This window comes from Pseudomonas sp. KH_021 (genome assembly GCF_057838865.1).
The window spans coordinates 506,276-532,337 of the sequence record NZ_CM174477.1; the positions used below are offsets into that span (position 1 = coordinate 506,276).

The window sequence follows — 26,062 nt, forward strand, 5'->3', positions numbered from 1 at the left end:
CGTAAAAGCTTAGAAATGAATATTCGGATCGAATATTGATTTCTGAACTTTTTCAGAATCGTTCTTTAAAAATTTGGGTATGTGATAGAAAGATAGACTGGACGACACTTTCACTGGTGTTTGTTCAGGCTAAGGTAAAATTTGTGAGTAAATTGCAAATTTTCGGCGAATGTCGTCTTCACAGTATAACCAGATTGCTTGGGGTTATATGGTCAAGTGAAGAAGCGCATACGGTGGATGCCTTGGCAGTCAGAGGCGATGAAAGACGTGGTAGCCTGCGATAAGCTTCGGGGAGTCGGCAAACAGACTTTGATCCGGAGATCTCTGAATGGGGGAACCCACCTAACATAAGTTAGGTATCCTGCACTGAATACATAGGTGCATGAAGCGAACCAGGGGAACTGAAACATCTAAGTACCCTGAGGAAAAGAAATCAACCGAGATTCCCTTAGTAGTGGCGAGCGAACGGGGACCAGCCCTTAAGTGGCTTTGAGATTAGCGGAACGCTCTGGAAAGTGCGGCCATAGTGGGTGATAGCCCTGTACGCGAAAATCTCTTGGTCATGAAATCGAGTAGGACGGAGCACGAGAAACTTTGTCTGAATATGGGGGGACCATCCTCCAAGGCTAAATACTACTGACTGACCGATAGTGAACTAGTACCGTGAGGGAAAGGCGAAAAGAACCCCGGAGAGGGGAGTGAAATAGATCCTGAAACCGTATGCGTACAAGCAGTGGGAGCCCACTTTGTTGGGTGACTGCGTACCTTTTGTATAATGGGTCAGCGACTTATATTCAGTGGCGAGCTTAACCGAATAGGGGAGGCGTAGCGAAAGCGAGTGTTAATAGCGCGTTTAGTCGCTGGGTATAGACCCGAAACCGGGCGATCTATCCATGGGCAGGTTGAAGGTTGGGTAACACTAACTGGAGGACCGAACCGACTACCGTTGAAAAGTTAGCGGATGACCTGTGGATCGGAGTGAAAGGCTAATCAAGCTCGGAGATAGCTGGTTCTCCTCGAAAGCTATTTAGGTAGCGCCTCATGTATCACTGTAGGGGGTAGAGCACTGTTTCGGCTAGGGGGTCATCCCGACTTACCAAACCGATGCAAACTCCGAATACCTACAAGTGCCGAGCATGGGAGACACACGGCGGGTGCTAACGTCCGTCGTGAAAAGGGAAACAACCCAGACCGTCAGCTAAGGTCCCAAAATCCTGGTTAAGTGGGAAACGATGTGGGAAGGCTTAGACAGCTAGGAGGTTGGCTTAGAAGCAGCCACCCTTTAAAGAAAGCGTAATAGCTCACTAGTCGAGTCGGCCTGCGCGGAAGATGTAACGGGGCTCAAACCAGGTACCGAAGCTACGGGTATCACCTTTGGGTGATGCGGTAGAGGAGCGTTCTGTAAGCCTGTGAAGGTGAGTTGAGAAGCTTGCTGGAGGTATCAGAAGTGCGAATGCTGACATGAGTAACGACAATGGGTGTGAAAAACACCCACGCCGAAAGACCAAGGTTTCCTGCGCAACGTTAATCGACGCAGGGTTAGTCGGTCCCTAAGGCGAGGCTGAAAAGCGTAGTCGATGGAAAACAGGTTAATATTCCTGTACTTCTGGTTATTGCGATGGAGGGACGGAGAAGGCTAGGCCAGCTTGGCGTTGGTTGTCCAAGTTTAAGGTGGTAGGCTGGACTCTTAGGTAAATCCGGGAGTCTAAGGCCGAGAGCTGATGACGAGTTACCCTTTGGGTGACGAAGTGGTTGATGCCATGCTTCCAAGAAAAGCTTCTAAGCTTCAGGTAACCAGGAACCGTACCCCAAACCGACACAGGTGGTTGGGTAGAGAATACCAAGGCGCTTGAGAGAACTCGGGTGAAGGAACTAGGCAAAATGGCACCGTAACTTCGGGAGAAGGTGCGCCGGTGAGGGTGAAGGACTTGCTCCGTAAGCTCATGCCGGTCGAAGATACCAGGCCGCTGCGACTGTTTATTAAAAACACAGCACTCTGCAAACACGAAAGTGGACGTATAGGGTGTGACGCCTGCCCGGTGCCGGAAGGTTAATTGATGGGGTTAGCTAACGCGAAGCTCTTGATCGAAGCCCCGGTAAACGGCGGCCGTAACTATAACGGTCCTAAGGTAGCGAAATTCCTTGTCGGGTAAGTTCCGACCTGCACGAATGGCGTAACGATGGCGGCGCTGTCTCCACCCGAGACTCAGTGAAATTGAAATCGCTGTGAAGATGCAGTGTATCCGCGGCTAGACGGAAAGACCCCGTGAACCTTTACTATAGCTTTGCACTGGACTTTGAATTTGCTTGTGTAGGATAGGTGGGAGGCTTTGAAGCGTGGACGCCAGTTCGCGTGGAGCCATCCTTGAAATACCACCCTGGCAACTTTGAGGTTCTAACTCAGGTCCGTTATCCGGATCGAGGACAGTGTATGGTGGGTAGTTTGACTGGGGCGGTCTCCTCCTAAAGAGTAACGGAGGAGTACGAAGGTGCGCTCAGACCGGTCGGAAATCGGTCGTAGAGTATAAAGGCAAAAGCGCGCTTGACTGCGAGACAGACACGTCGAGCAGGTACGAAAGTAGGTCTTAGTGATCCGGTGGTTCTGTATGGAAGGGCCATCGCTCAACGGATAAAAGGTACTCCGGGGATAACAGGCTGATACCGCCCAAGAGTTCATATCGACGGCGGTGTTTGGCACCTCGATGTCGGCTCATCACATCCTGGGGCTGAAGCCGGTCCCAAGGGTATGGCTGTTCGCCATTTAAAGTGGTACGCGAGCTGGGTTTAGAACGTCGTGAGACAGTTCGGTCCCTATCTGCCGTGGACGTTTGAGATTTGAGAGGGGCTGCTCCTAGTACGAGAGGACCGGAGTGGACGAACCTCTGGTGTTCCGGTTGTCACGCCAGTGGCATTGCCGGGTAGCTATGTTCGGAAGAGATAACCGCTGAAAGCATCTAAGCGGGAAACTTGCCTCAAGATGAGATCTCACTGGAGCCTTGAGCTCCCTGAAGGGCCGTCGAAGACTACGACGTTGATAGGTTGGGTGTGTAAGCGCTGTGAGGCGTTGAGCTAACCAATACTAATTGCCCGTGAGGCTTGACCATATAACACCCAAGCAATTTGACTCGCTCGGTTGAGCAGCAGATTGCGGTGTTGTGAAGACGAAACGAACCGAAAGTTTGCAACTCACAAACCATCACATACCCGATTCGCTGGAACGTCGACCGAAGGTTGACGCGCTGGCTACAGAATTTCTTGACGACCATAGAGCATTGGAACCACCTGATCCCATCCCGAACTCAGCAGTGAAACGATGCATCGCCGATGGTAGTGTGGGGTTTCCCCATGTGAGAGTAGGTCATCGTCAAGATTAAATTCCGAAACCCCTATCTGCGTACGCAGGTAGGGGTTTTGTTTTTGCGCGCGAAAAAAAACAGAGCAAGCAACTCGCGGCGTTTTCTATGCAACAGCGCATGGCGTGGCTATTATGCGTCCCTCATTGTGATGCGAGACGGGCATGCTGACGTTGTTGAAACTCCTCAAGGATGGTCGATTTCATTCCGGCCAGGCACTGGGTGTTGCCCTAGGTATCAGTCGTAGCGCCGTCTGGAAGCAGTTACAGAACCTTGAATCTGAGCTGAATATCACCATTCACAAAGTGCGAGGTCGAGGCTACCAATTGGCAGCCCCTCTGGTGCTGCTCGATGAGCGGCTGATTTCTGCTGCTACTACTGGTAATGCGTGGCCGGCATTTGTGTTCGATTCAATAGACTCCACTAATGCTGAAGCGCTTCGCGCTATTGAGCGTGGTGAGCTCGCACCTTTCATGGTGTTGGCTGAGCGTCAAACGGCAGGTCGCGGACGTCGTGGACGCAAGTGGGTCAGCCCCTTCGCTGAAAATTTGTATTACAGCTTGGTATTGCGCATTGATGGCGGTATGCGTCAGCTGGAAGGCTTGAGCCTGGTTGTAGGGTTGGCTGTGCTGCGCACTCTCCAGCAGCTTGGTATCGCAGAGGCGGGCTTGAAGTGGCCTAACGATGTTCTGGTGGGCAGTCGCAAAATTGCAGGCATTCTCCTGGAGCTGGTGGGTGATCCTGCTGATGTGTGCCATGTGGTGTTGGGTGTTGGTATCAATGCCAATATGAAAGCTGCGCAAGAAGTTGATCAGGAGTGGACGTCTATACAGCTGGAGGCAGGCGAGGCTATCGATCGGAATGAATTAGTCCGCCGATTGAATGCGAACCTCCAGACGTACCTGGACAGACATCGTACGTTCGGATTTGCAGCCATTCAGCCTGAGTGGGAGAGCTGCCACCTCTGGCAAGGGCGTCCGGTTTCGCTGGTCGCGGGCACACAACATATCAATGGCGTGGTGCTGGGGGTTGATCAGCAAGGCGCCTTACGTTTGTTGGTGGACAATATTGAAAAGCACTTCAGTGGTGGAGAGCTCAGTTTGAGGTTGCGTGATGATTCTTGAGCTCGACTGCGGGAACAGCTTCATAAAGTGGCGGATCATTGGTAGCCAGGATAGAGCTGTGGTTGCTGGTGGCATCGTTGACTCCGATCAGGCGCTGATAGGTGCGTTGAGGGGGCTGCAAGACATTTGGCCGACACATTGTCGGCTTGTGAGTGTCCGGACTGAGGAGGAAACCCTCGGGCTGATGCAGGCGCTGAATGAAGTATTCGCTATTCCAATCGTGAGTGCGAAACCGGCTCAGGAAGTGGCTGGTGTGCGTAATGGCTACGAAGAATACGAGCGCTTGGGGTTGGATCGTTGGCTTGCGGTACTCGGCGCCTATCATCTGGCGGGTGGAGCCTGTTTGGTCATCGACTTTGGCACAGCTGTCACCTCTGACTTCGTGGCTGCCGATGGAGAGCACCTGGGTGGCTTCATTTGCCCTGGTATGCCTTTGATGAGGGGGCAGCTAAGGACTCATACGCGTCGTATCCGCTATGACGATGCATCGGCGCAAAAAGCTCACGGTAGCCTTGATCCGGGGCGAACTACTGTCGAGGCGGTGGAGCGAGGCTGTGCATTGATGGTTCGCGGGTTTGTTCTGACTCAGATAGAGCATGCTCGTGCTCGCTGGGGGGAGGATTTCGTGCTGTTTCTTACCGGAGGAGACGCGGATCTTGCCCAAGGGATCATGCCAGGGGTGCGGGTTGTGCCTGATCTAGTGTTTATCGGACTTGCCATGGCTTGCCCGCTCTCTTGAGGTGTTTATGCGTTGGCTGTTTCTGCTGCTGGTGGTGCTGAATGCCTTTTATTACATTTGGCACCAGCAAGAGGCTCCCCCCAAAGCTAAAGAAGTGATGCCGTTGTCGCTGCACAAGGGTGGGCAGCATGGAATCCATCTGTTAAGCGAGTCTGGTGGTGCATCCCAGGCTGTCGCTGTGCCGCCTGTCGAGTGCCTGTTTATCGGTGGCTTGGGCTCCCAAGAGCGTATTGACGCTTTGGGGCAGCGCTTGCTGTCATTGGATGTCAGTGCAAAGTCAGTCGGGAAAATAGAAGGTGTGCCGGGTTTTTGGCTTCGGGTTTCCCCGGCTAGCCGGGATTTTCTGGATGAGCCGGCGCTCAGAAATCTTTCTCAGGATTTCAAGGAGTTAAAACATAAAATAATGTTGTGCGAGGGTGTTGCATCCTTCGATTAGTTTGCATAGAATGGCGCCCGCTCCACAGTGAGATGTCGAAGACAGAAAACTGTGAAGTGATTGTTAAGCGAGCTAAGTTCAAGATTTAATTGAAAAAAACGCTTGACAAGAAGGCGGCAAGAGTTGAAAATGCCGCCCACGCTTAGGAGGGGTTCCCGAGCGGCCAAAGGGATCAGACTGTAAATCTGACGTCTACGACTTCGAAGGTTCGAATCCTTCCCCCTCCACCAATTTAGCGAGAGCTGCAAGCTCGCGGGTATAGTTTAGTGGTAGAACCTCAGCCTTCCAAGCTGATGATGCGGGTTCGATTCCCGCTACCCGCTCCAAGTTTGCTGTTGTTGCAAAGATGTATCGCTCTTGTAGCTCAGTTGGTAGAGCACACCCTTGGTAAGGGTGAGGTCAGCGGTTCAAATCCGCTCAAGAGCTCCATATATAAAGGCAGATATGAAAATATCTGCCTTTGTTTTAATGGCTAGTGACGTTTGTTTAATTCTTCTGCGGGGAGTGCTATTGATGGCTAAGGAAAAATTTGATCGTTCCCTACCGCACGTCAACGTTGGCACCATCGGTCACGTTGACCATGGTAAAACCACGCTGACTGCTGCCCTGACTCGCGTTTGTTCCGAGGTTTTCGGTTCGGCTCGTGTTGACTTCGACAAGATCGACAGCGCCCCAGAAGAGAAAGCTCGCGGTATCACCATCAACACCGCGCACGTTGAGTACAACTCGACCATTCGTCACTACGCTCACGTCGACTGCCCAGGTCACGCTGATTATGTGAAGAACATGATCACCGGTGCTGCGCAGATGGACGGCGCTATCCTGGTTTGCTCGGCCGCTGATGGTCCGATGCCGCAAACCCGTGAGCACATCCTGCTGTCCCGTCAGGTTGGCGTTCCGTACATCGTGGTCTTCCTGAACAAGGCTGACCTGGTAGACGACGCTGAGCTGCTGGAACTGGTTGAGATGGAAGTTCGCGACCTGCTGAGCACCTACGACTTCCCAGGCGATGACACTCCGATCATCATCGGTTCGGCTCGTATGGCGCTGGAAGGCAACGACGAAAACGAAATGGGCACCACTGCCGTTCGTAAGCTGGTTGAAACTCTGGATACTTACATCCCTGAGCCAGTTCGTCTGACCGACAAGCCGTTCCTGATGCCAATCGAAGACGTATTCTCGATCTCTGGTCGCGGTACTGTTGTGACTGGTCGTATCGAGCGCGGTATCGTTCGCGTTCAGGATCCACTGGAAATTGTTGGCCTGCGTGACACTACCGTCACCACCTGCACCGGTGTTGAAATGTTCCGCAAGCTGCTCGACGAAGGTCGTGCAGGCGAGAACTGCGGCGTTCTGCTGCGTGGCACCAAGCGTGACGACGTTGAGCGTGGCCAGGTTCTGGTCAAGCCAGGTTCGGTTAAGCCGCACACCAAGTTCACTGCAGAAGTCTACGTTCTGAGCAAGGAAGAAGGCGGTCGTCACACTCCGTTCTTCAAAGGCTACCGTCCACAGTTCTACTTCCGTACTACTGACGTGACCGGTAACTGCGAGCTGCCAGAAGGCGTTGAAATGGTAATGCCAGGCGATAACATTCAAATGACTGTTACCCTGATCAAGACCATCGCAATGGAAGACGGTCTGCGCTTCGCTATCCGTGAGGGCGGTCGTACCGTCGGTGCTGGTGTCGTTGCAAAGATTATTGAATAAATAGTTGTAATGCCTTCTTCGGGCCGGCATAATGGTCGGCCTGATTCAAGTTTTAGGTCAGTAGCTCAATTGGCAGAGCGACGGTCTCCAAAACCGTAGGTTGGGGGTTCGATTCCCTCCTGACCTGCCAGATTCACTCAGTGTGTCTGGCTTTCTTTTCACAGGATCCTCCTAGATGACTCCCAAGGCTGAAGCCCAAGATTCTCGCTTTGATTTACTCAAGTGGCTGCTTGTGGTCGCGTTGGTGGTTGTCGGCGTAGTCGGTAATCAGTACTACTCCGCCTCCCCGATCCTGTATCGCGTATTGGCTCTTCTTGTTATTGCGGCTGTTGCTGCCTTCGTGGCGTTGCAAACTGCAAAGGGCAAGTCGTTCTTTACGCTGGTGAAGGAAGCTCGCACCGAGATCCGTAAAGTCGTTTGGCCGACTCGCCAGGAAACCACCCAGACTACCTTGATTGTCGTCGCGGTCGTGCTGGTGATGGCGTTGCTCCTGTGGGGGCTTGATTCCCTGCTGGGTTGGCTTGTTTCCTTGATTGTTGGCTAAGGGTGTCCCGTGGCTAAGCGTTGGTACGTTGTGCATGCTTACTCGGGTTACGAGAAGCATGTAATGCGCTCTCTGATCGAGCGTGTAAAGCTGGCTGGCATGGAAGATGGCTTTGGCGAAATTCTGGTCCCTACCGAAGAAGTGGTAGAGATGCGTAACGGCCAGAAGCGCAAAAGCGAGCGTAAATTCTTCCCAGGATATGTGCTGGTTCAGATGGATATGAATGAGGGTACTTGGCACTTGGTCAAGGATACTCCTCGGGTGATGGGCTTCATCGGCGGAACCGCCGACAAGCCAGCACCAATCACCGACAAGGAAGCAGAAGCTATCCTTCGTCGCGTTGCAGACGGTAGCGACAAGCCGAAGCCGAAGACATTGTTCGAGCCGGGTGAGGTTGTTCGCGTTACTGATGGTCCGTTCGCGGATTTCAACGGTACTGTCGAAGAGGTTAACTACGAGAAGAGCCGGATCCAAGTCGCCGTGCTTATTTTCGGTCGCTCTACTCCGGTAGAGCTTGAGTTCAGTCAGGTCGAAAAGGTCTAGCTGGGCGAGCATCCCATACCCCGCAGCTTCGTGCTGCGGGGTTTTGTCGTCTTGGGATAAAACGCAAGTAACCGGGGAGCCATCAGGCGTTCGTACCCGATATTGGAGTAGCTCATGGCTAAGAAGATTCAGGCTTACATCAAGCTGCAAGTAAAGGCCGGCCAGGCCAACCCAAGTCCACCCGTTGGTCCAGCACTGGGTCAACACGGTGTGAACATCATGGAATTCTGCAAGGCCTTCAACGCCCGTACTCAGGGTCAAGAAGCTGGTCTGCCGACTCCTGTGATCATCACTGTTTACAGTGACCGTAGCTTCACTTTTGAAACCAAGAGCACCCCTGCTTCGGTTCTGCTGAAGAAAGCAGCTGGCCTGACCAGCGGTTCTGCACGTCCGAACACCGTTAAAGTTGGCACTGTGACTCGTGCTCAGCTGGAAGAGATCGCAAAAACCAAAAATGCTGATCTGACTGCCGCTGACATGGATGCAGCCGTGCGTACCATCGCCGGTTCTGCTCGCAGCATGGGCCTCAACGTGGAGGGTGTGTAAATGGCTAAGCTGACCAAGCGCCAAAAGGCTATCGCTTCGAAAGTTGAAGCTGGCAAGGCTTACAACTTCGTAGAAGCGGCTGCTCTGCTCTCCGAGCTGTCCACTGTCAAGTTCAGCGAGTCTGTAGACGTTGCTGTTAACCTCGGTGTTGACCCGCGTAAATCTGACCAGGTCGTTCGTAGCGCAACTGTGCTGCCACACGGTACTGGCAAGACTGTACGTGTAGCTGTCTTCACCCAGGGTCCAGCTGCTGAAGCGGCTCTGGCTGCCGGCGCTGATCGCGTTGGTATGGATGATCTGGCTGCCGAAATGAAAGGCGGCGACCTGAACTATGACGTCGTTATCGCATCGCCTGATGCAATGCGCGTTGTAGGTCAGTTGGGTCAGGTTCTGGGTCCTCGCGGCCTGATGCCTAACCCTAAAGTCGGTACCGTAACTCCAGACGTAGCCACCGCGGTTAAAAACGCCAAAGCTGGTCAGGTTCGTTACCGTACAGACAAAAACGGTATCATCCACACCTCCGTTGGCAAAGTCGGTTTCGACGCTGTCAAGCTGCAGGAAAACGTTGAAGCCCTGATCGCTGATCTGAAGCGTATCAAGCCAGCTTCTTCGAAAGGTATCTACGTCAAGCGCGTTACCCTGAGCACCACTATGGGCCCAGGTCTGGTCATCGACCAGAGCTCGCTGAACGCGTAAGACAATAATTGGTGCAAGAGATTGCGCCAATTGGAAAAAATTGGGGTCCCTGCCTGGCGGGGGCTATCCAAGACCGTAGGCGGCGAAAGCCTTAAACCCTAAAGCCTACGCAGATGGTGCTCCCGGTTCCTTACCGAATCAGACACCAAAACGACATCCGCCTTCGGGGGGATGAAACGGTAACAAGCAGGAGTTAAACCCGTGGCAATTAAACTCGAAGACAAGAAGGCCATCGTCGCTGAAGTCAACGAGGCTGCCAAAGGCGCTCTGTCCGCTGTCGTGGCTGATGCCCGTGGTGTGACTGTAAGCGCTATGACCGGACTCCGTAAAGAGGCCCGCGAAGCTGGCGTATACGTACGTGTCGTACGTAATACCCTGCTCAAGCGCGCTGTTGAAGGCACCGAGTACTCGGTCCTCAATGACGTGTTCAAAGGCCCGACCCTTATTGCATTCTCCAAGGATCATCCGGGCGCTGCTGCTCGTATTTTCAAAGAGTTCGCCAAGGGTCAGGACAAGTTCGAGATCAAGGCAGCTGCGTTTGAGGGCAAGTACCTCGCAGCAAACGAGATCGACGTGTTGGCTTCGCTGCCAACTCGCGACGAAGCTATTGCGAAGCTGATGAGCGTGATCCAAGGCGCTACCAGCAAGCTGGCTCGTACTCTGGCGGCCATTCGCGACCAGAAAGAAGCTACTGCTGCCTAAGGCTGCGTAAATTCTTTCAAAATCATATGTCTAATTTGATGGCTGCGTAGGCTGTCACCCCAATACAGGATTTAAGTCATGTCTCTGACTAACGAACAAATCATCGAAGCAATCGGCCAGAAAACCGTTCTGGAAGTTGTTGAACTGATCAAGGCGATGGAAGAAACCTTCGGCGTTACCGCTGCTGTTGCCTCTGCTGGCCCAGCTGCTGCCGCTGCCGTTGTTGAAGAACAAACTGAATTCAACGTCATGCTGCTCGAAGCTGGCGAGAAGAAAGTTAACGTGATCAAGGCAGTTCGTGAGCTGACCGGTCTGGGCCTGAAAGAAGCCAAGGCTGTTGTTGACGGCGCTCCTGGCGTGGTTCTGGAAGCTGTTGCCAAAGACGCAGCTGACAAAGCCAAAGCAGCTCTGGAAGAAGCAGGCGCCAAAGTCGAGCTCAAGTAAGCATCGACTTTGCGTCTCCAGCCTGAGCGTAAAGCAAACGGCTGATGGCTGGTGGCTCATGCCACCGGCCTTTTTCCGTTATAGGCGGCTGACCAGGTCGGCCCCTGTAGCGAGAGCAGTACCCACCCGATGAGGTGGAGCAAGCCAATGGGTTTGCAGATTTTCTGGCTACTCCCGTCGGGAGAAGCCAAACAAGCAGGTGACCAAGCTGGGGAACGCTGATGGCTTACTCATACACTGAGAAAAAACGTATCCGCAAGGACTTTAGCAAGTTGCCGGACGTCATGGATGTGCCTTACCTCCTGGCCATCCAGCTGGATTCGTATCGTGAATTCTTGCAGGCGGGGGCGACCAAAGATCAGTTCCGCGACGTGGGCCTGCATGCGGCCTTCAAATCGGTTTTCCCGATCATCAGCTACTCCGGCAATGCTGCCCTGGAGTACGTTGGCTATCGTCTGGGTGAACCGGCATTCGACGTCAAAGAATGTGTCCTGCGTGGCGTGACCTACGCCGTACCTCTGCGGGTAAAAGTCCGCCTGATCATTTTCGACAAAGAATCGTCGAACAAAGCGATCAAGGACATTAAAGAGCAAGAAGTCTACATGGGAGAAATCCCATTGATGACTGAAAACGGTACCTTTGTAATCAACGGTACTGAGCGAGTCATCGTTTCCCAGTTGCACCGTTCGCCAGGTGTGTTCTTCGACCACGACCGTGGCAAGACTCACAGCTCGGGCAAACTGCTGTACTCGGCTCGCGTGATTCCTTACCGCGGCTCGTGGTTGGACTTTGAGTTCGACCCTAAAGACTGCGTATTTGTCCGTATCGACCGTCGTCGTAAGCTGCCGGCTTCCGTGCTCTTGCGTGCGCTGGGTTACAGCACTGAAGAAGTGCTCGATGCGTTCTACACCACCAACGTATTCCACGTACAGGGCGAAACCCTCAGCCTGGAACTGGTGCCTCAACGCCTGCGCGGCGAAATCGCAGTCATTGATATCCATGATGGCGCCGGCAAGGTTATCGTTGAGCAAGGCCGTCGTATCACTGCGCGCCATATCAACCAGTTGGAAAAAGCCGGCGTCAAAGAGCTGGATGTCCCGCTGGAATACGTGCTGGGTCGTACTACCGCCAAGGCTATCGTGCATCCGGCAACGGGTGAGATCCTGGCTGAGTGCAATACCGAGCTGAGCACTGAAGTCTTGATCAAGATTGCCAAGGCTCAGGTTGTTCGTATCGAGACCCTGTACACCAACGATATCGATTGCGGTCCGTTCATTTCGGATACCCTGAAAATCGACTCCACCAGCAACCAACTGGAAGCGCTGGTCGAGATCTATCGCATGATGCGTCCTGGCGAGCCGCCAACCAAGGATGCTGCCGAAACCCTGTTCAACAACCTGTTCTTCAGCCCTGAGCGCTATGACCTGTCTGCGGTCGGCCGGATGAAGTTCAACCGTCGTATCGGTCGCACCGAAATCGAAGGTTCGGGCGTGCTGAGCAAGGAAGACATCGTCGAGGTTCTGAAGACCCTGGTCGATATCCGTAACGGCAAAGGTATCGTCGATGACATCGACCACCTGGGTAACCGTCGCGTTCGTTGCGTTGGTGAGATGGCTGAGAACCAATTCCGCGTTGGTCTGGTACGTGTTGAGCGTGCGGTCAAAGAGCGTCTGTCGATGGCGGAAAGTGAAGGCCTGATGCCTCAGGACCTGATCAACGCCAAGCCAGTCGCTGCAGCGGTCAAAGAGTTCTTCGGCTCCAGCCAGCTGTCTCAATTCATGGACCAGAACAACCCGCTGTCCGAGATCACCCACAAGCGTCGTGTCTCTGCGCTCGGCCCTGGTGGTCTGACTCGTGAGCGCGCGGGCTTCGAAGTTCGTGACGTGCACCCGACTCACTACGGTCGTGTTTGCCCAATCGAAACGCCGGAAGGTCCGAACATCGGTCTGATCAACTCCCTGGCGGCCTATGCGCGTACCAACCAGTACGGCTTCCTTGAGAGCCCGTACCGCGTTGTTAAAGATGCACTGGTCACCGACGAGATCGTATTCCTGTCGGCCATTGAAGAAGCGGATCACGTCATTGCACAGGCTTCGGCCACAATGAACGAGAAGAAGCAGCTGATCGATGAGCTGGTAGCTGTTCGTCACCTGAACGAATTCACCGTCAAGGCGCCAGAAGACGTCACCTTGATGGACGTCTCGCCTAAGCAGGTAGTTTCGGTCGCAGCCTCGCTGATTCCGTTCCTCGAGCACGACGACGCCAACCGTGCGTTGATGGGTTCGAACATGCAGCGTCAAGCGGTCCCAACTCTGCGTGCCGACAAGCCGCTGGTAGGTACTGGCATGGAGCGCAACGTTGCTCGCGACTCCGGCGTTTGCGTCGTGGCTCGTCGTGGCGGTGTGATCGACTCCGTTGATGCCAGCCGTATCGTGGTTCGTGTTGCTGATGATGAAGTTGAAACTGGCGAAGCCGGTGTCGACATCTACAACCTGACCAAATACACCCGTTCGAACCAGAACACCTGCATCAACCAGCGTCCGCTGGTGCGCAAGGGTGATCGTGTTCAGCGTAGCGACATCATGGCCGACGGCCCGTCCACCGATATGGGTGAACTGGCGCTGGGGCAGAACATGCGCATCGCGTTCATGGCATGGAACGGCTTCAACTTCGAAGACTCCATCTGCCTGTCTGAGCGTGTTGTTCAGGAAGACCGCTTCACCACGATCCACATTCAGGAACTGACCTGTGTGGCACGTGACACCAAGCTTGGGCCAGAAGAGATCACTGCGGACATCCCGAACGTGGGTGAAGCTGCACTGAACAAGCTGGACGAAGCCGGTATCGTTTATGTGGGTGCTGAAGTAGGCGCTGGCGACATTCTGGTCGGTAAAGTGACGCCAAAAGGCGAAACTCAACTGACGCCAGAAGAGAAGCTGCTGCGCGCTATCTTTGGTGAGAAAGCCAGTGACGTGAAAGACACCTCCCTGCGTGTGCCGACCGGCACCAAGGGTACTGTCATTGACGTACAGGTCTTCACCCGTGACGGTGTTGAGCGTGATAGTCGCGCACTGTCGATCGAGAAGATGCAACTGGACGAGATCCGCAAGGATCTGAACGAAGAGTTCCGTATCGTCGAAGGTGCAACCTTCGAACGTCTGCGCTCTGCCCTGGTGGGGCAAATCGTCGAAGGTGGTGTGGGCCTGAAAAAAGGCTCCGAGATCACCAACGAAGTGCTGGATGGTCTGGAACACGGTCAGTGGTTCAAGCTGCGCATGGCTGAAGATGCTCTGAACGAGCAGCTGGAAAAAGCTCAGGCGTACATTGTTGACCGTCGCCGTCTGCTGGACGACAAGTTCGAAGACAAGAAGCGCAAGCTGCAGCAAGGCGATGACCTGGCTCCGGGCGTGCTGAAAATCGTCAAGGTTTACCTGGCAATCCGCCGCCGCATCCAGCCGGGCGACAAGATGGCCGGTCGTCACGGTAACAAAGGTGTGGTCTCCGTGATCATGCCGGTTGAAGACATGCCGCACGACGCCAATGGTACGCCGGTGGACGTGGTACTTAACCCGTTGGGTGTACCATCGCGTATGAACGTTGGTCAGATCCTTGAAACCCACCTGGGCCTCGCGGCCAAGGGCTTGGGCGAGAAGATCAACCGCATGCTCGAAGAGCAGCGCAAGGTTATCGAACTGCGCAAGTTCCTCACCGAGATCTACAACGAGATCGGTGGTCGTCAGGAAAGCCTTGAAGACTTCACCGACCAGGAAATCCTGGATCTGGCGAAGAACCTCAAAGGCGGTGTGCCAATGGCCACTCCAGTCTTCGACGGCGCCAAGGAAAGCGAGATCAAGGCCATGCTGAAACTGGCAGACATGCCAGAAAGCGGCCAGATGCAGCTGTTCGATGGCCGCACCGGTAACAAGTTCGAGCGTCCAGTGACCGTTGGTTACATGTACATGCTCAAGCTGAACCACTTGGTGGACGACAAGATGCACGCGCGTTCCACTGGTTCTTATAGCCTGGTTACCCAGCAGCCGCTGGGTGGTAAGGCGCAGTTCGGTGGTCAGCGTTTCGGGGAGATGGAAGTGTGGGCGCTGGAAGCATACGGCGCGGCATACACCCTGCAGGAAATGCTCACAGTGAAGTCGGACGACGTGAACGGTCGGACCAAGATGTACAAAAACATCGTGGACGGCGATCACCGTATGGAGCCGGGCATGCCCGAGTCCTTCAACGTGTTGATCAAAGAGATTCGTTCGCTCGGTATCGATATCGATCTGGAAACCGAATAACACGTGACGCGAATCGGGAGCGTGGCTGAACAAGCCCGCTCCCTGCTCCGCCAGGAGGAAAGGCCTTGAAAGACCTACTGAATTTGCTGAAAAACCAGGGTCAAGTCGAAGAGTTCGACGCCATCCGTATCGGATTGGCATCGCCTGAGATGATCCGTTCGTGGTCGTTCGGTGAAGTAAAAAAGCCGGAAACCATCAACTACCGTACGTTCAAGCCTGAGCGTGACGGTCTGTTCTGCGCCAAGATCTTTGGCCCAGTCAAAGACTACGAGTGCCTGTGCGGTAAGTACAAGCGCCTGAAGCATCGTGGCGTCATCTGTGAGAAGTGCGGCGTTGAAGTCGCCCTGGCCAAGGTCCGCCGTGAGCGCATGGCTCACATCGAACTGGCCTCTCCAGTTGCACACATCTGGTTCCTGAAATCGCTGCCGTCGCGTATCGGCCTGCTGATGGACATGACCCTGCGTGATATCGAACGCGTTCTCTACTTCGAGAGCTACGTCGTTATCGATCCGGGCATGACCACTCTGGAAAAAGGCCAGCTGCTCAATGACGAGCAGTATTTCGAAGCGCTGGAAGAGTTCGGTGACGACTTCGACGCCCGCATGGGTGCTGAGGCTGTTCGCGAGCTGCTGCACGCTATCGACCTGGAGCACGAGATCGGTCGCCTGCGCGAAGAGATTCCGCAGACCAACTCGGAAACCAAGATCAAGAAGCTGTCCAAGCGTCTGAAGCTGATGGAAGCCTTCCAGGGCTCGGGTAACCTGCCTGAGTGGATGGTCCTGACTGTTCTGCCGGTGCTGCCGCCAGACCTGCGTCCATTGGTACCGCTGGATGGTGGTCGCTTCGCGACCTCCGACCTCAACGATCTGTATCGTCGGGTCATCAACCGTAACAACCGCCTCAAGCGCCTGCTCGATCTGTCCGCGCCGGACATCATCGTGCGCAACGAAAAGCGCATGCTGCAGGAAGCGGTCGACGCCTTGCTCGACAACGGTCGTCGTGGTCGCGCAATCACCGGTTCCAACAAGCGCCCTCTGAAATCCCTGGCTGACATGATCAAGGGTAAGCAGGGTCGTTTCCGTCAGAACTTGCTCGGTAAGCGTGTTGACTACTCCGGTCGTTCGGTAATTACCGTAGGTCCGACCCTGCGTCTGCACCAATGCGGCCTGCCGAAGAAAATGGCGTTGGAGCTATTCAAACCGTTCATTTTCGGCAAGCTGGAAATGCGTGGTCTGGCGACCACCATCAAGGCCGCCAAGAAAATGGTCGAGCGCGAGCTGCCGGAAGTGTGGGACGTTCTCGCTGAAGTGATTCGCGAACACCCCGTACTGCTCAACCGTGCACCGACTCTTCACCGTCTGGGTATCCAGGCGTTTGAACCCGTACTGATCGAAGGTAAGGCTATTCAGCTGCACCCTCTGGTCTGTGCCGCGTACAACGCCGACTTCGACGGTGACCAAATGGCCGTTCACGTGCCGCTGACGCTGGAAGCCCAGCTGGAAGCGCGTGCGCTGATGATGTCGACCAACAACATTCTGTCGCCAGCCAACGGTGAGCCAATCATCGTTCCGTCGCAGGACGTTGTATTGGGTCTGTACTACATGACGCGTGAAGCGATCAACGCCAAAGGCGAAGGTCGTATTTTTGCGGACTTGCAGGAAGTTGACCGCGTATTCCGCGCCGGCGAAGCCGCGCTGCATGCCAAGATCAAGGTTCGTATCAACGAAACCGTCAATGATCGTGACGGTGGCAGCGTCAAGAACACCCGTATCGTCGACACCACCGTCGGCCGTGCGCTGTTGTTCCAGGTTGTTCCACCTGGCCTGTCGTACGACGTCGTCAACCAGCCAATGAAGAAAAAGGCTATCTCCAAGCTGATCAACCAGTGCTACCGCGTGGTTGGTTTGAAAGAGACTGTTATCTTCGCTGACCAGTTGATGTACACCGGTTTTGCCTATTCGACCATTTCCGGCGTTTCCATCGGTGTTAACGACTTCGTTATCCCGGATGAGAAAGCTCGCATCATCGGTGCTGCTACCGATGAAGTGAAAGAGATCGAAAGCCAGTACGCGTCCGGCCTGGTAACCCAGGGCGAGAAGTACAACAAAGTAATCGACCTTTGGTCCAAGGCGAACGACGAAGTTTCCAAGGCGATGATGGCCAACCTCTCGAAAGAGAAAGTCATCGACCGCAATGGCGACGAAGTCGATCAGGAGTCCTTCAACTCCATGTACATGATGGCTGACTCCGGTGCCCGGGGTTCGGCAGCTCAGATTCGTCAGTTGGCCGGTATGCGTGGTCTGATGGCCAAGCCGGACGGCTCGATCATCGAGACGCCGATCACCGCGAACTTCCGTGAAGGTCTGAGCGTACTGCAGTACTTCATCTCGACTCACGGTGCTCGTAAGGGTCTTGCGGATACCGCGTTGAAAACCGCTAACTCCGGTTACCTGACTCGTCGTCTGGTAGACGTGGCCCAGGATCTGGTCGTGACTGAAGTCGACTGTGGCACTGAGCACGGTCTGCTGATGACTCCGCACATCGAAGGCGGCGACGTTGTAGAGCCGCTGGGTGAGCGCGTACTGGGTCGTGTGATCGCTCGCGACGTCTTCAAGCCTGGTAGCGACGAAGTCATCGTTCCTGCCGGTACGCTGGTAGACGAGAAGTGGGTTGAGTTCATCGAGCTGAACAGCATCGACGAAGTGATCGTGCGTTCGCCGATCAGCTGCGAAACTCGTTTCGGCATCTGCGCCAAGTGCTACGGTCGCGACCTGGCTCGCGGTCACCAGGTGAACATCGGTGAAGCTGTCGGCGTTATCGCTGCACAGTCGATCGGTGAGCCGGGTACCCAGCTGACGATGCGTACGTTCCACATCGGTGGTGCGGCAAGCCGGACCTCGGCTGCAGACAGCGTCCAGGTTAAAAATGGCGGTACTGTTCGCCTGCATAACCTCAAGCAAGTGATTCGTGCTGACGGCAACCTGGTTGCGGTTTCGCGTTCGGGTGAGTTGGCGATCGCCGACGACTTCGGTCGTGAGCGTGAGCGTTACAAGCTGCCTTACGGTGCAGTGATTTCGGTGAAGGAAGGCGACAAGGTCGACGCTGGTGCCATCGTGGCCAAGTGGGATCCGCACACTCACCCAATCGTCACCGAGATGAAAGGTACCGTGACCTTCGTGGGCATGGAAGAAGGCATCACCATCAAGCGTCAGACTGACGAATTGACTGGTTTGACCAACATCGAAGTTCTGGATGCGAAAGATCGTCCGGCTGCGGGCAAAGAAATTCGCCCGGCGATCAAGATGGTCGGTGTCGATGGCAAGGACCTGCTGCTGCCTGGTACCGACGTACCGGCTCAGTACTTCCTGCCAGCCAACGCCTTGGTCGGTGTGGCTGACGGTGCCCAGATCGGCGTGGGTGATGTTATTGCGCGTATTCCGCAAGAAACGTCGAAAACCCGTGACATCACCGGTGGTCTGCCGCGCGTTGCCGACTTGTTCGAAGCGCGTCGTCCGAAAGAAGCCTCGATTCTGGCAGAAGTCAGCGGCACCATCGCGTTCGGTAAAGAGACCAAAGGCAAGCGCCGTCTGGTTATCACCCCGAACGATGGCAGCGATCCGTACGAAGAGCTGATTCCGAAGTGGCGTCACCTGAACGTCTTCGAAGGCGAACAGGTAAACCGCGGCGAAGTTATCTCCGACGGCCCAAGCGATCCACACGACATTCTGCGTTTGCTGGGTGTTAGTGCGCTGGCCAAGTACATCGTCAACGAGATTCAGGACGTTTACCGTCTGCAAGGCGTGAAAATCAACGACAAGCACATCGAGACCATCCTGCGTCAGATGCTGCGTAAGGTCGAGATTGCCGAGTCGGGCGATTCCAGTTTCATCAAGGGCGACCAGATGGAACTGACGCATGTACTGGTCGAGAACGAGCGCCTGAGCGCGGACGACAAGTTCATTTCCAAGTACACTCGCGTCCTGCTGGGTATCACCAAGGCGTCGTTGTCCACCGAATCGTTCATCTCGGCGGCCTCCTTCCAGGAGACCACTCGAGTTCTGACCGAGGCGGCGGTTACCGGCAAGCGTGACTACTTGCGCGGCCTGAAAGAGAACGTGGTCGTGGGTCGTCTGATCCCGGCCGGTACTGGTCTGGCATACCACAGCGAGCGTAAGCGTCGCCGTGAAGCAGACAAACCGTTGCGTGTCAGCGCCAGTGAGGTGGAAGCCGCACTGACTGAGGCGTTGAACTCCAGCGGTAACTGAGAGTAGGGCCCTGGCGAGTCTTCTGCCGGTCATTGTCGACATATTTTGTTGCTGATGACCGGGGAGGGCGGGTCGGGGCCTTGCCTTGACTGGGGACAAGATCCTCTTTAGACTCTTGTACCCCTAAATTTGGTGGGACTTCGTCCTGCCATTTTGCTTTTCTTGTAAGACAATAGCGTCGCAAGACAACAGTGGAGCTAGTAGATGGCAACTATCAACCAGCTGGTACGTCAGCCGCGTAAGCGTATCGTCGAGAAATCCGACGTTCCTGCGCTGCAGAACTGCCCGCAACGTCGTGGCGTGTGCACCCGTGTGTACACCACCACGCCGAAAAAACCTAACTCGGCACTGCGTAAAGTATGCCGTGTGCGTCTGACCAACGGTTTCGAGGTTTCCTCGTACATCGGCGGTGAAGGCCACAACCTGCAAGAGCACAGCGTGGTACTGATCCGCGGCGGTCGTGTAAAAGACTTGCCAGGTGTTCGTTACCACACCGTTCGCGGCTCTCTGGATACTTCGGGCGTTAAAGGCCGGAACCAGGGTCGTTCGAAGTACGGTACCAAGCGTCCGAAGTAATCGGCCGTTTGCAGCAATTTGCAGTTATTTATTTTATTGAGTCGATAAGAGTAAGGTCGGGCACGCTCTTCCAGAGCACTGTCCCGGGCTAACCTGAAGACCGTTTGAGGGCTTATCAATGCCAAGACGTCGTGTAGCAGCCAAGCGTGAGATTCTGGACGATCCGAAATACGGAAGCCAAATTCTCGCCAAGTTCATGAACCACGTGATGGAAAGCGGCAAAAAGGCCGTTGCCGAGCGTATCGTTTACGGTGCGCTGGACAAGGTTAAAGAACGCAAGAACAGCGATCCCCTGGAGATCTTCGAGAAAGCTCTCGACGCCATCGCTCCGCTGGTCGAAGTTAAGTCGCGCCGTGTAGGCGGTGCTACTTACCAGGTTCCGGTCGAAGTTCGTCCGTCCCGTCGTAACGCGCTGGCAATGCGCTGGTTGGTAGACTACGCCCGCAAGCGCGGCGAGAAGTCTATGGCTCTGCGCCTGGCTGGCGAACTGTTGGACGCTGCCGAAGGCAAGGGTGCTGCAGTCAAGAAGCGTGAAGACGTGCACCGTATGGCTGAAGCCAACAAGGCTTTCTCGCACTACCGCTTCTAATTTTAGCGTCACTCAATTTGCGAGGGCTTTATGGCTCGTATTACTCCGATTAACCGCTACCGTAACATTGGTATCTGTGCCCACGTTGACGCGGGCAAGACCACCACTACTGAGCGGATCCTGTTCTACACAGGTCTCAGCCATAAGCTGGGTGAAGTGCATGACGGCGCAGCGACCACCGACTGGATGGTTCAGGAGCAGGAGCGTGGTATTACCATCACCTCTGCTGCTGTAAGTACCTTCTGGAAAGGCTCGCGCGGTCAGTACGACAACTATCACGTCAACGTCATCGATACCCCGGGCCACGTTGACTTCACCATTGAAGTAGAGCGCTCGCTGCGCGTACTCGACGGTGCGGTCGTTGTGTTCTGCGGTACTTCCGGTGTTGAGCCGCAGTCCGAAACCGTATGGCGTCAAGCCAACAAGTACGGCGTTCCACGTGTTGTCTACGTGAACAAGATGGACCGTGCAGGTGCGAACTTCCTGCGTGTTGTCGCTCAGATCAAGAACCGTCTGGGTCACACCCCGGTTCCTGTTCAGTTGGCCATCGGTTCGGAAGAGAACTTCCAGGGTCAGGTTGATCTGATCAAGATGAAGGCTATCTACTGGAACGACGACGACAAAGGCACCACCTATCGCGAGGAAGAAATTCCTGCCGATATGCTGGAGCTGGCTCAAGAGTGGCGCGCCAACATGGTTGAAGCGGCTGCCGAGTCCAGCGAAGAGCTGATGAACAAGTATCTGGAAGGCGAAGAGCTGACCGTCGAAGAGATCAAAGCCGGTCTGCGCGCGCGCACCCTGGCCAGCGAGATCGTTCCGGCCGTCTGCGGTTCTTCCTTCAAGAACAAGGGCGTTCCTCTGGTTCTCGATGCTGTTATCGATTACCTGCCAGCTCCGACCGAGATCCCTGCGATCAAGGGTATTCACCCGGATCTGATCGAGAAGCCCAAGGACGAGCTGGTTGAGTCGGATTACGACGAGCGTCATGCAGACGACAGCGAGCCGTTCTCGGCTCTGGCGTTCAAGATTGCCACCGACCCGTTCGTGGGTACTCTGACCTTCGTCCGTGTTTACTCGGGTATGCTGAAGTCCGGCACCTCCGTGATCAACTCGGTCAAGGGCAAGAAAGAGCGCGTTGGTCGTATGGTTCAGATGCACGCCAACGATCGTAAAGAGATCAGTGAAGTGCTGGCGGGTGATATCGCTGCTCTGATCGGCATGAAGGACGTCACCACTGGTGACACCCTGTGCGACGCCGACAAACCGATCATCCTGGAGCGTATGGACTTCCCGGAGCCTGTGATCTCGGTAGCTGTAGAGCCGAAGACCAAGCAAGACCAGGAAAAGATGGGTATCGCTTTGGGCAAGCTGGCTCAAGAAGACCCGTCGTTCCGTGTCAAGACCGATGAAGAAACTGGCCAGACCATCATTTCTGGTATGGGTGAGTTGCACCTGGACATCCTCGTTGACCGCATGAAGCGCGAGTTCAACGTCGAGGCCAACATCGGTAAGCCGCAGGTTTCCTACCGCGAAAAAATCACCAAAAACTGCGAAATCGAAGGTAAGTTCGTTCGTCAGTCCGGTGGTCGCGGTCAGTTCGGTCATTGCTGGATCCGCTTCGCGACGCCAGACGTGGACGCCCAAGGCAACATCACTGAAGGCCTGGTGTTCACCAACGAGGTTGTGGGTGGTGTGGTTCCGAAGGAATACATCCCGGCGATCCAGAAGGGTATCGAAGAGCAGATGAAGAACGGCATTGTTGCCGGCTATCCGCTGATCGGCCTGAAGGCAACCGTGTTTGATGGTTCCTACCACGACGTCGACTCCAACGAGATGGCGTTTAAAGTGGCAGCCTCCATGGCGACCAAGCAACTGGCCCAGAAGGGCGGTGGTGTTGTGCTTGAGCCGATCATGAAGGTTGAAGTAGTAACCCCAGAGGACTACATGGGTGACGTGATGGGTGACCTGAACCGTCGTCGTGGTCTGATCCAGGGTATGGAAGACTCAGTATCCGGCAAGGTTGTCCGTGCCGAAGTACCGCTGGGTGAAATGTTCGGTTATGCGACCGACGTTCGTTCCATGTCTCAGGGTCGCGCGAGCTACTCCATGGAATTCTCCAAATACGCCGAAGCTCCGTCGAATATCGTCGAAGCTCTCCTTAAAAAACAAGGCTAATCCAGCCCTTTAGGCAAGAGGTTCACTGTCGTGGCTAAAGAAAAATTTGATCGTTCCCTACCGCACGTCAACGTTGGCACCATCGGTCACGTTGACCATGGTAAAACCACTCTGACTGCTGCTCTGACTCGCGTTTGCTCCGAGATTTTCGGTTCGGCTCGTGTTGACTTCGACAAGATCGACAGCGCTCCAGAAGAGAAAGCTCGCGGTATCACCATCAACACCGCGCACGTTGAGTACAACTCGACCATTCGTCACTACGCTCACGTTGACTGCCCAGGTCACGCTGACTACGTGAAGAACATGATCACCGGTGCTGCGCAGATGGACGGCGCTATCCTGGTTTGCTCGGCCGCTGATGGTCCGATGCCACAAACCCGTGAGCACATCCTGCTGTCCCGTCAGGTTGGCGTTCCGTACATCGTGGTCTTCCTGAACAAGGCTGACCTGGTAGACGACGCTGAGCTGCTGGAACTGGTTGAGATGGAAGTTCGCGACCTGCTGTCGACCTACGACTTCCCAGGCGACGACACTCCGATCATCATCGGTTCGGCTCGTATGGCGCTGGAAGGCAACGACGAAAACGAAATGGGCACCACTGCCGTTCGTAAACTGGTTGAAACTCTGGATACCTACATCCCAGAGCCAGTTCGTCTGACCGACAAGCCGTTCCTGATGCCAATCGAAGACGTATTCTCGATCTCTGGTCGCGGTACTGTTGTGACTGGTCGTATCGAGCGCGGTATCGTTCGCGTTCAGGATCCACTGGAAATCGTTGGTCTGCGTGACACTACCGTCACCACCTGCACCGGTGTTGAAATGTTCCGCAAGCTGCTCGACGAAGGTCGTGCAGGCGAGAACTGCGGCGTTCTGCTGCGTGGCACCAAGCGTGACGACGTTGAGCGTGGCCAGGTTCTGGTCAAGCCAGGTTCGGTTAAGCCGCACACCAAGTTCACAGCAGAAGTCTACGTTCTGAGCAAGGAAGAAGGCGGTCGTCACACTCCGTTCTTCAAAGGCTACCGTCCACAGTTCTACTTCCGTACTACTGACGTGACCGGTAACTGCGAGCTGCCAGAAGGCGTTGAAATGGTAATGCCAGGCGATAACATTCAAATGACTGTTACCCTGATCAAAACCATCGCAATGGAAGACGGTCTGCGCTTCGCTATCCGTGAAGGCGGCCGTACCGTTGGTGCTGGCGTTGTAGCTAAAATCATCGAGTAAACTCTTTTTGAGTTAGCTTCGATGCTTTGAGAAAGCCCCCGCTCAGCGGGGGCTTTTTTTATTGGGTTGACACCCAATAGGGGCGTCTATAGAATCACGCCTCCTTTTAACGGGCGTAGTGCGTCCGGTGGGAATAGCAGCCTGGAGTCTGAAATCCAATGCAAAATCAGCAAATCCGTATCAGGTTGAAGGCTTTTGACCATCGCCTGATCGACCAATCCACCCAGGAAATCGTGGAAACCGCGAAACGTACTGGTGCTCAAGTGCGTGGTCCAATTCCACTGCCTACCCGTAAAGAGCGGTTCACCGTTCTGGTCTCCCCGCACGTCAACAAAGACGCGCGTGACCAGTACGAGATCCGTACTCATAAGCGCGTTCTGGACATCGTCCAGCCAACGGATAAAACCGTTGATGCTCTTATGAAGCTTGATCTTGCGGCCGGTGTGGAAGTGCAGATCAGCCTCGGCTAAGACTTGGGTCTTAGTCGTGTAACGCTCTGAAATGGGCGGCCATAGCGGGTGAAAGCCCCGTACACTCATGAGGTTTACAACATGACTATTGGTGTAGTCGGTCGTAAATGCGGTATGACCCGTATTTTCACCGAAGAAGGTGTCTCCATTCCGGTCACGGTCATTGAGATCGAGCCGAATCGCGTCACCCAGTTCAAAACTGAAGAAACCGATGGCTATCGTGCAGTGCAAGTCACTGTAGGTGAGCGTCGTGCTTCGCGTGTGACTGCTGCTCAAGCAGGCCACTTCGCTAAAGCGAGCGTTGCCGCTGGTCGCGGTGTCTGGGAATTCCGCCTTGAAGAAGGCGAGTACCAGGCTGGCGACTTGATCAATGCAGAACTCTTCGCTGCAGGCCAACTGGTAGATGTTACCGGTCAGTCCAAGGGTAAAGGCTTTGCCGGTACCATCAAGCGTTGGAACTTCCGCGGTCAAGACAACACCCACGGTAACTCCGTTTCCCACCGCGTCCCTGGCTCTATCGGCCAGTGCCAGACTCCTGGTCGTGTATTCAAGGGCAAAAAAATGTCCGGTCATATGGGCGCAGAGCGCGTGACCGTTCAGTCCTTGGAAGTTGTGCGCGTCGACGTTGAACGCAATCTGCTGCTCGTCAAGGGTGCCGTTCCTGGTGCTACTGGCGGCGATCTGGTTGTGCGTCCGGCAGCCAAGGCTCGCGGTTAAGGGGAAGCTGAAATGCAATTAAATGTAAATGACGCTCAAGCGATCGAAGTTTCCGAACTGACTTTCGGCGGCGAGTTCAACGAGACGCTGGTTCACCAAGCAGTCGTGGCCTACATGGCCGGCGGCCGTCAAGGTAGCAAGCAGCAAAAGACCCGTTCCGACGTATCTGGTGGCGGTAAGCGCCCATGGCGTCAGAAAGGTACTGGCCGTGCTCGTGCTGGTACTATCCGTAGCCCAATCTGGCGTGGCGGCGGTACCACTTTCGCAGCTCGTCCACAAGATCACTCGCAAAAGCTCAACAAGAAGATGTACCGCGCAGCAATGCGTTCCATCCTTGCTGAACTGGTACGTACTGATCGTCTGGTCGTGGTTCAGGACTTCGCTGTTGAAGCGCCAAAAACCAAAGACTTGCTGAACAAGCTGAATGGCATGGGTCTGACCGACGTTCTGATCGTGTCTGACGCTGTTGATCAGAATCTGTACCTGGCTGCTCGTAACCTGCCGCACGTTGATGTCCGTGACGTACAGGGTTCCGATCCAGTTAGTCTGATCGCATACGACAAAGTGTTGATCACTGTGTCGGCCGTGAAGAAATTCGAGGAGCTGCTGGGATGAACCAGGAACGCGTATTTAAAGTTCTACTTGGCCCGCACGTTTCCGAGAAGGCCACGGTTCTGGCTGACAAGAAAGGCCAGTTCGTTTTCAAGGTTGCTACTGACGCAACCAAGCTGGAAATCAAGAAGGCCGTCGAAAGCCTGTTCAGCGTGAAAGTAGAGCGCGTCACTACCCTGAACGTTCTGGGTAAGAGCAAGCGCACTGCTCGCGGTCTGGGCAAGCGTAATGACTGGAAGAAGGCAGTTATCTCCCTTCAACCAGGCCAAGATCTCGATTTCAGCAGCAGTGCTGAGTAAGGAAGG

20 protein-coding genes, 4 tRNA genes and 2 rRNA genes are annotated in these 26,062 nt (G+C 54.7%); all 26 read left to right on the forward strand.

Annotated features, from left to right (window positions below; translation table 11 throughout):
* The first annotated feature begins 210 nt into the window (after positions 1–210).
* The 26 genes from AC3IX4_RS02325 (at position 211) to rplW (ending at position 26,056) form a co-directional block, all read left to right on the forward strand.
* A 23S ribosomal RNA gene (locus AC3IX4_RS02325) occupies positions 211–3,104 on the forward strand.
* A gap of 150 nt (positions 3,105–3,254) precedes the next feature.
* Positions 3,255–3,370 (forward strand): 5S ribosomal RNA (gene rrf, locus AC3IX4_RS02330).
* 147 nt (positions 3,371–3,517) lie between these two features.
* Complete coding sequence (gene birA, locus AC3IX4_RS02335; protein ID WP_489259075.1) at positions 3,518–4,477, forward strand: bifunctional biotin--[acetyl-CoA-carboxylase] ligase/biotin operon repressor BirA; 960 nt, start codon at positions 3,518–3,520, stop codon at positions 4,475–4,477.
* Positions 4,467–5,216: a pantothenate kinase gene (locus tag AC3IX4_RS02340; RefSeq protein WP_489259076.1), complete on the forward strand. Its 750-nt coding sequence runs from the start codon at positions 4,467–4,469 to the stop codon at positions 5,214–5,216. Before birA ends, AC3IX4_RS02340 begins: the two co-directional genes overlap by 11 nt.
* 7 nt (positions 5,217–5,223) lie before the next feature.
* Positions 5,224–5,652 carry a hypothetical protein gene (locus AC3IX4_RS02345; protein WP_489259077.1) on the forward strand — a complete coding sequence of 143 codons (429 nt, stop codon included), beginning with the start codon at positions 5,224–5,226 and terminating at the stop codon, positions 5,650–5,652.
* Positions 5,653–5,797: 145 nt separating this feature from the next.
* Positions 5,798–5,882, forward strand: a tRNA-Tyr gene (locus tag AC3IX4_RS02350).
* A gap of 22 nt (positions 5,883–5,904) precedes the next feature.
* Positions 5,905–5,978: transfer RNA gene (locus AC3IX4_RS02355), tRNA-Gly, on the forward strand.
* 27 nt (positions 5,979–6,005) lie between these two features.
* Positions 6,006–6,081 (forward strand) — tRNA-Thr (locus AC3IX4_RS02360).
* A gap of 84 nt (positions 6,082–6,165) precedes the next feature.
* A complete protein-coding gene (tuf, locus tag AC3IX4_RS02365) occupies positions 6,166–7,359 on the forward strand; it encodes an elongation factor Tu (protein WP_025857206.1) in 1,194 nt (397 codons plus the stop codon).
* Between the two features lie 54 nt (positions 7,360–7,413).
* Positions 7,414–7,489: transfer RNA gene (locus tag AC3IX4_RS02370), tRNA-Trp, on the forward strand.
* A 45-nt stretch (positions 7,490–7,534) separates the two neighbouring features.
* Complete coding sequence (gene secE, locus AC3IX4_RS02375; RefSeq protein WP_489259078.1) at positions 7,535–7,903, forward strand: preprotein translocase subunit SecE; 369 nt, start codon at positions 7,535–7,537, stop codon at positions 7,901–7,903.
* A gap of 9 nt (positions 7,904–7,912) precedes the next feature.
* The gene (nusG, locus tag AC3IX4_RS02380; RefSeq protein ID WP_010443972.1) at positions 7,913–8,446 is read left to right on the forward strand and encodes a transcription termination/antitermination protein NusG; all 534 of its coding nucleotides are present in this window, start codon (positions 7,913–7,915) and stop codon (positions 8,444–8,446) included.
* 114 nt (positions 8,447–8,560) lie between these two features.
* Positions 8,561–8,992, forward strand: coding sequence for a 50S ribosomal protein L11 (gene rplK, locus AC3IX4_RS02385; RefSeq protein WP_010220295.1), 432 nt, complete (start codon positions 8,561–8,563; stop codon positions 8,990–8,992).
* Positions 8,993–9,688, forward strand: coding sequence for a 50S ribosomal protein L1 (gene rplA, locus AC3IX4_RS02390; protein WP_489259079.1), 696 nt, complete (start codon positions 8,993–8,995; stop codon positions 9,686–9,688).
* 201 nt (positions 9,689–9,889) lie between these two features.
* Positions 9,890–10,390, forward strand: a complete 501-nt coding sequence (gene rplJ, locus AC3IX4_RS02395; RefSeq protein ID WP_489259080.1) for a 50S ribosomal protein L10 — start codon at positions 9,890–9,892, stop codon at positions 10,388–10,390.
* Positions 10,391–10,468: 78 nt separating this feature from the next.
* Positions 10,469–10,834, forward strand: a complete 366-nt coding sequence (gene rplL, locus AC3IX4_RS02400) for a 50S ribosomal protein L7/L12 (RefSeq protein WP_489259081.1) — start codon at positions 10,469–10,471, stop codon at positions 10,832–10,834.
* A gap of 221 nt (positions 10,835–11,055) precedes the next feature.
* On the forward strand, positions 11,056–15,129 hold the full coding sequence (gene rpoB / locus AC3IX4_RS02405; RefSeq protein WP_489259082.1) for a DNA-directed RNA polymerase subunit beta: 4,074 nt from the start codon (positions 11,056–11,058) through the stop codon (positions 15,127–15,129).
* Positions 15,130–15,194: 65 nt separating this feature from the next.
* Entirely contained in the window at positions 15,195–19,394 is a 4,200-nt protein-coding gene (rpoC, locus tag AC3IX4_RS02410) for a DNA-directed RNA polymerase subunit beta' (RefSeq protein ID WP_489259083.1), read from the forward strand.
* A gap of 204 nt (positions 19,395–19,598) precedes the next feature.
* Positions 19,599–19,970, forward strand: a complete 372-nt coding sequence (gene rpsL / locus AC3IX4_RS02415; RefSeq protein WP_003186084.1) for a 30S ribosomal protein S12 — start codon at positions 19,599–19,601, stop codon at positions 19,968–19,970.
* 118 nt (positions 19,971–20,088) lie between these two features.
* Positions 20,089–20,559 (forward strand): 30S ribosomal protein S7, encoded by a 471-nt coding sequence (rpsG, locus tag AC3IX4_RS02420; RefSeq protein WP_008089143.1) that lies wholly within the window; start codon positions 20,089–20,091, stop codon positions 20,557–20,559.
* A 30-nt stretch (positions 20,560–20,589) separates the two neighbouring features.
* Entirely contained in the window at positions 20,590–22,734 is a 2,145-nt protein-coding gene (fusA, locus tag AC3IX4_RS02425) for an elongation factor G (protein WP_489259084.1), read from the forward strand.
* A gap of 30 nt (positions 22,735–22,764) precedes the next feature.
* The gene (gene tuf, locus AC3IX4_RS02430) at positions 22,765–23,958 is read left to right on the forward strand and encodes an elongation factor Tu (RefSeq protein ID WP_489259085.1); all 1,194 of its coding nucleotides are present in this window, start codon (positions 22,765–22,767) and stop codon (positions 23,956–23,958) included.
* A 158-nt stretch (positions 23,959–24,116) separates the two neighbouring features.
* The gene (gene rpsJ / locus AC3IX4_RS02435) at positions 24,117–24,428 is read left to right on the forward strand and encodes a 30S ribosomal protein S10 (protein ID WP_003186070.1); all 312 of its coding nucleotides are present in this window, start codon (positions 24,117–24,119) and stop codon (positions 24,426–24,428) included.
* 81 nt (positions 24,429–24,509) lie between these two features.
* A complete protein-coding gene (gene rplC, locus AC3IX4_RS02440) occupies positions 24,510–25,145 on the forward strand; it encodes a 50S ribosomal protein L3 (protein ID WP_489259086.1) in 636 nt (211 codons plus the stop codon).
* 12 nt (positions 25,146–25,157) lie between these two features.
* Positions 25,158–25,760 carry a 50S ribosomal protein L4 gene (gene rplD, locus AC3IX4_RS02445; RefSeq protein ID WP_003186057.1) on the forward strand — a complete coding sequence of 201 codons (603 nt, stop codon included), beginning with the start codon at positions 25,158–25,160 and terminating at the stop codon, positions 25,758–25,760.
* Positions 25,757–26,056, forward strand: a complete 300-nt coding sequence (rplW, locus tag AC3IX4_RS02450; protein WP_002555488.1) for a 50S ribosomal protein L23 — start codon at positions 25,757–25,759, stop codon at positions 26,054–26,056. Before rplD ends, rplW begins: the two co-directional genes overlap by 4 nt.
* Positions 26,057–26,062: the final 6 nt, after the last annotated feature.

What these genes read in the sequence shown, in the direction of transcription:
- birA (WP_489259075.1), top strand. Translation starts at nt 3,518, where the DNA reads ATGCTGACGTTGTTGAAACTCCTCAAGGATGGTCGATTTCATTCCGGC.
- AC3IX4_RS02340 (WP_489259076.1), top strand. Translation starts at nt 4,467, where the DNA reads ATGATTCTTGAGCTCGACTGCGGGAACAGCTTCATAAAGTGGCGGATC.
- AC3IX4_RS02345 (WP_489259077.1), top strand. Translation starts at nt 5,224, where the DNA reads ATGCGTTGGCTGTTTCTGCTGCTGGTGGTGCTGAATGCCTTTTATTAC.
- tuf (WP_025857206.1), top strand. Translation starts at nt 6,166, where the DNA reads ATGGCTAAGGAAAAATTTGATCGTTCCCTACCGCACGTCAACGTTGGC.
- secE (WP_489259078.1), top strand. Translation starts at nt 7,535, where the DNA reads ATGACTCCCAAGGCTGAAGCCCAAGATTCTCGCTTTGATTTACTCAAG.
- rplK (WP_010220295.1), top strand. Translation starts at nt 8,561, where the DNA reads ATGGCTAAGAAGATTCAGGCTTACATCAAGCTGCAAGTAAAGGCCGGC.
- rplA (WP_489259079.1), top strand. Translation starts at nt 8,993, where the DNA reads ATGGCTAAGCTGACCAAGCGCCAAAAGGCTATCGCTTCGAAAGTTGAA.
- rplL (WP_489259081.1), top strand. Translation starts at nt 10,469, where the DNA reads ATGTCTCTGACTAACGAACAAATCATCGAAGCAATCGGCCAGAAAACC.
- rpoB (WP_489259082.1), top strand. Translation starts at nt 11,056, where the DNA reads ATGGCTTACTCATACACTGAGAAAAAACGTATCCGCAAGGACTTTAGC.
- rpsL (WP_003186084.1), top strand. Translation starts at nt 19,599, where the DNA reads ATGGCAACTATCAACCAGCTGGTACGTCAGCCGCGTAAGCGTATCGTC.
- rpsG (WP_008089143.1), top strand. Translation starts at nt 20,089, where the DNA reads ATGCCAAGACGTCGTGTAGCAGCCAAGCGTGAGATTCTGGACGATCCG.
- fusA (WP_489259084.1), top strand. Translation starts at nt 20,590, where the DNA reads ATGGCTCGTATTACTCCGATTAACCGCTACCGTAACATTGGTATCTGT.
- rpsJ (WP_003186070.1), top strand. Translation starts at nt 24,117, where the DNA reads ATGCAAAATCAGCAAATCCGTATCAGGTTGAAGGCTTTTGACCATCGC.
- rplC (WP_489259086.1), top strand. Translation starts at nt 24,510, where the DNA reads ATGACTATTGGTGTAGTCGGTCGTAAATGCGGTATGACCCGTATTTTC.
- rplD (WP_003186057.1), top strand. Translation starts at nt 25,158, where the DNA reads ATGCAATTAAATGTAAATGACGCTCAAGCGATCGAAGTTTCCGAACTG.
- rplW (WP_002555488.1), top strand. Translation starts at nt 25,757, where the DNA reads ATGAACCAGGAACGCGTATTTAAAGTTCTACTTGGCCCGCACGTTTCC.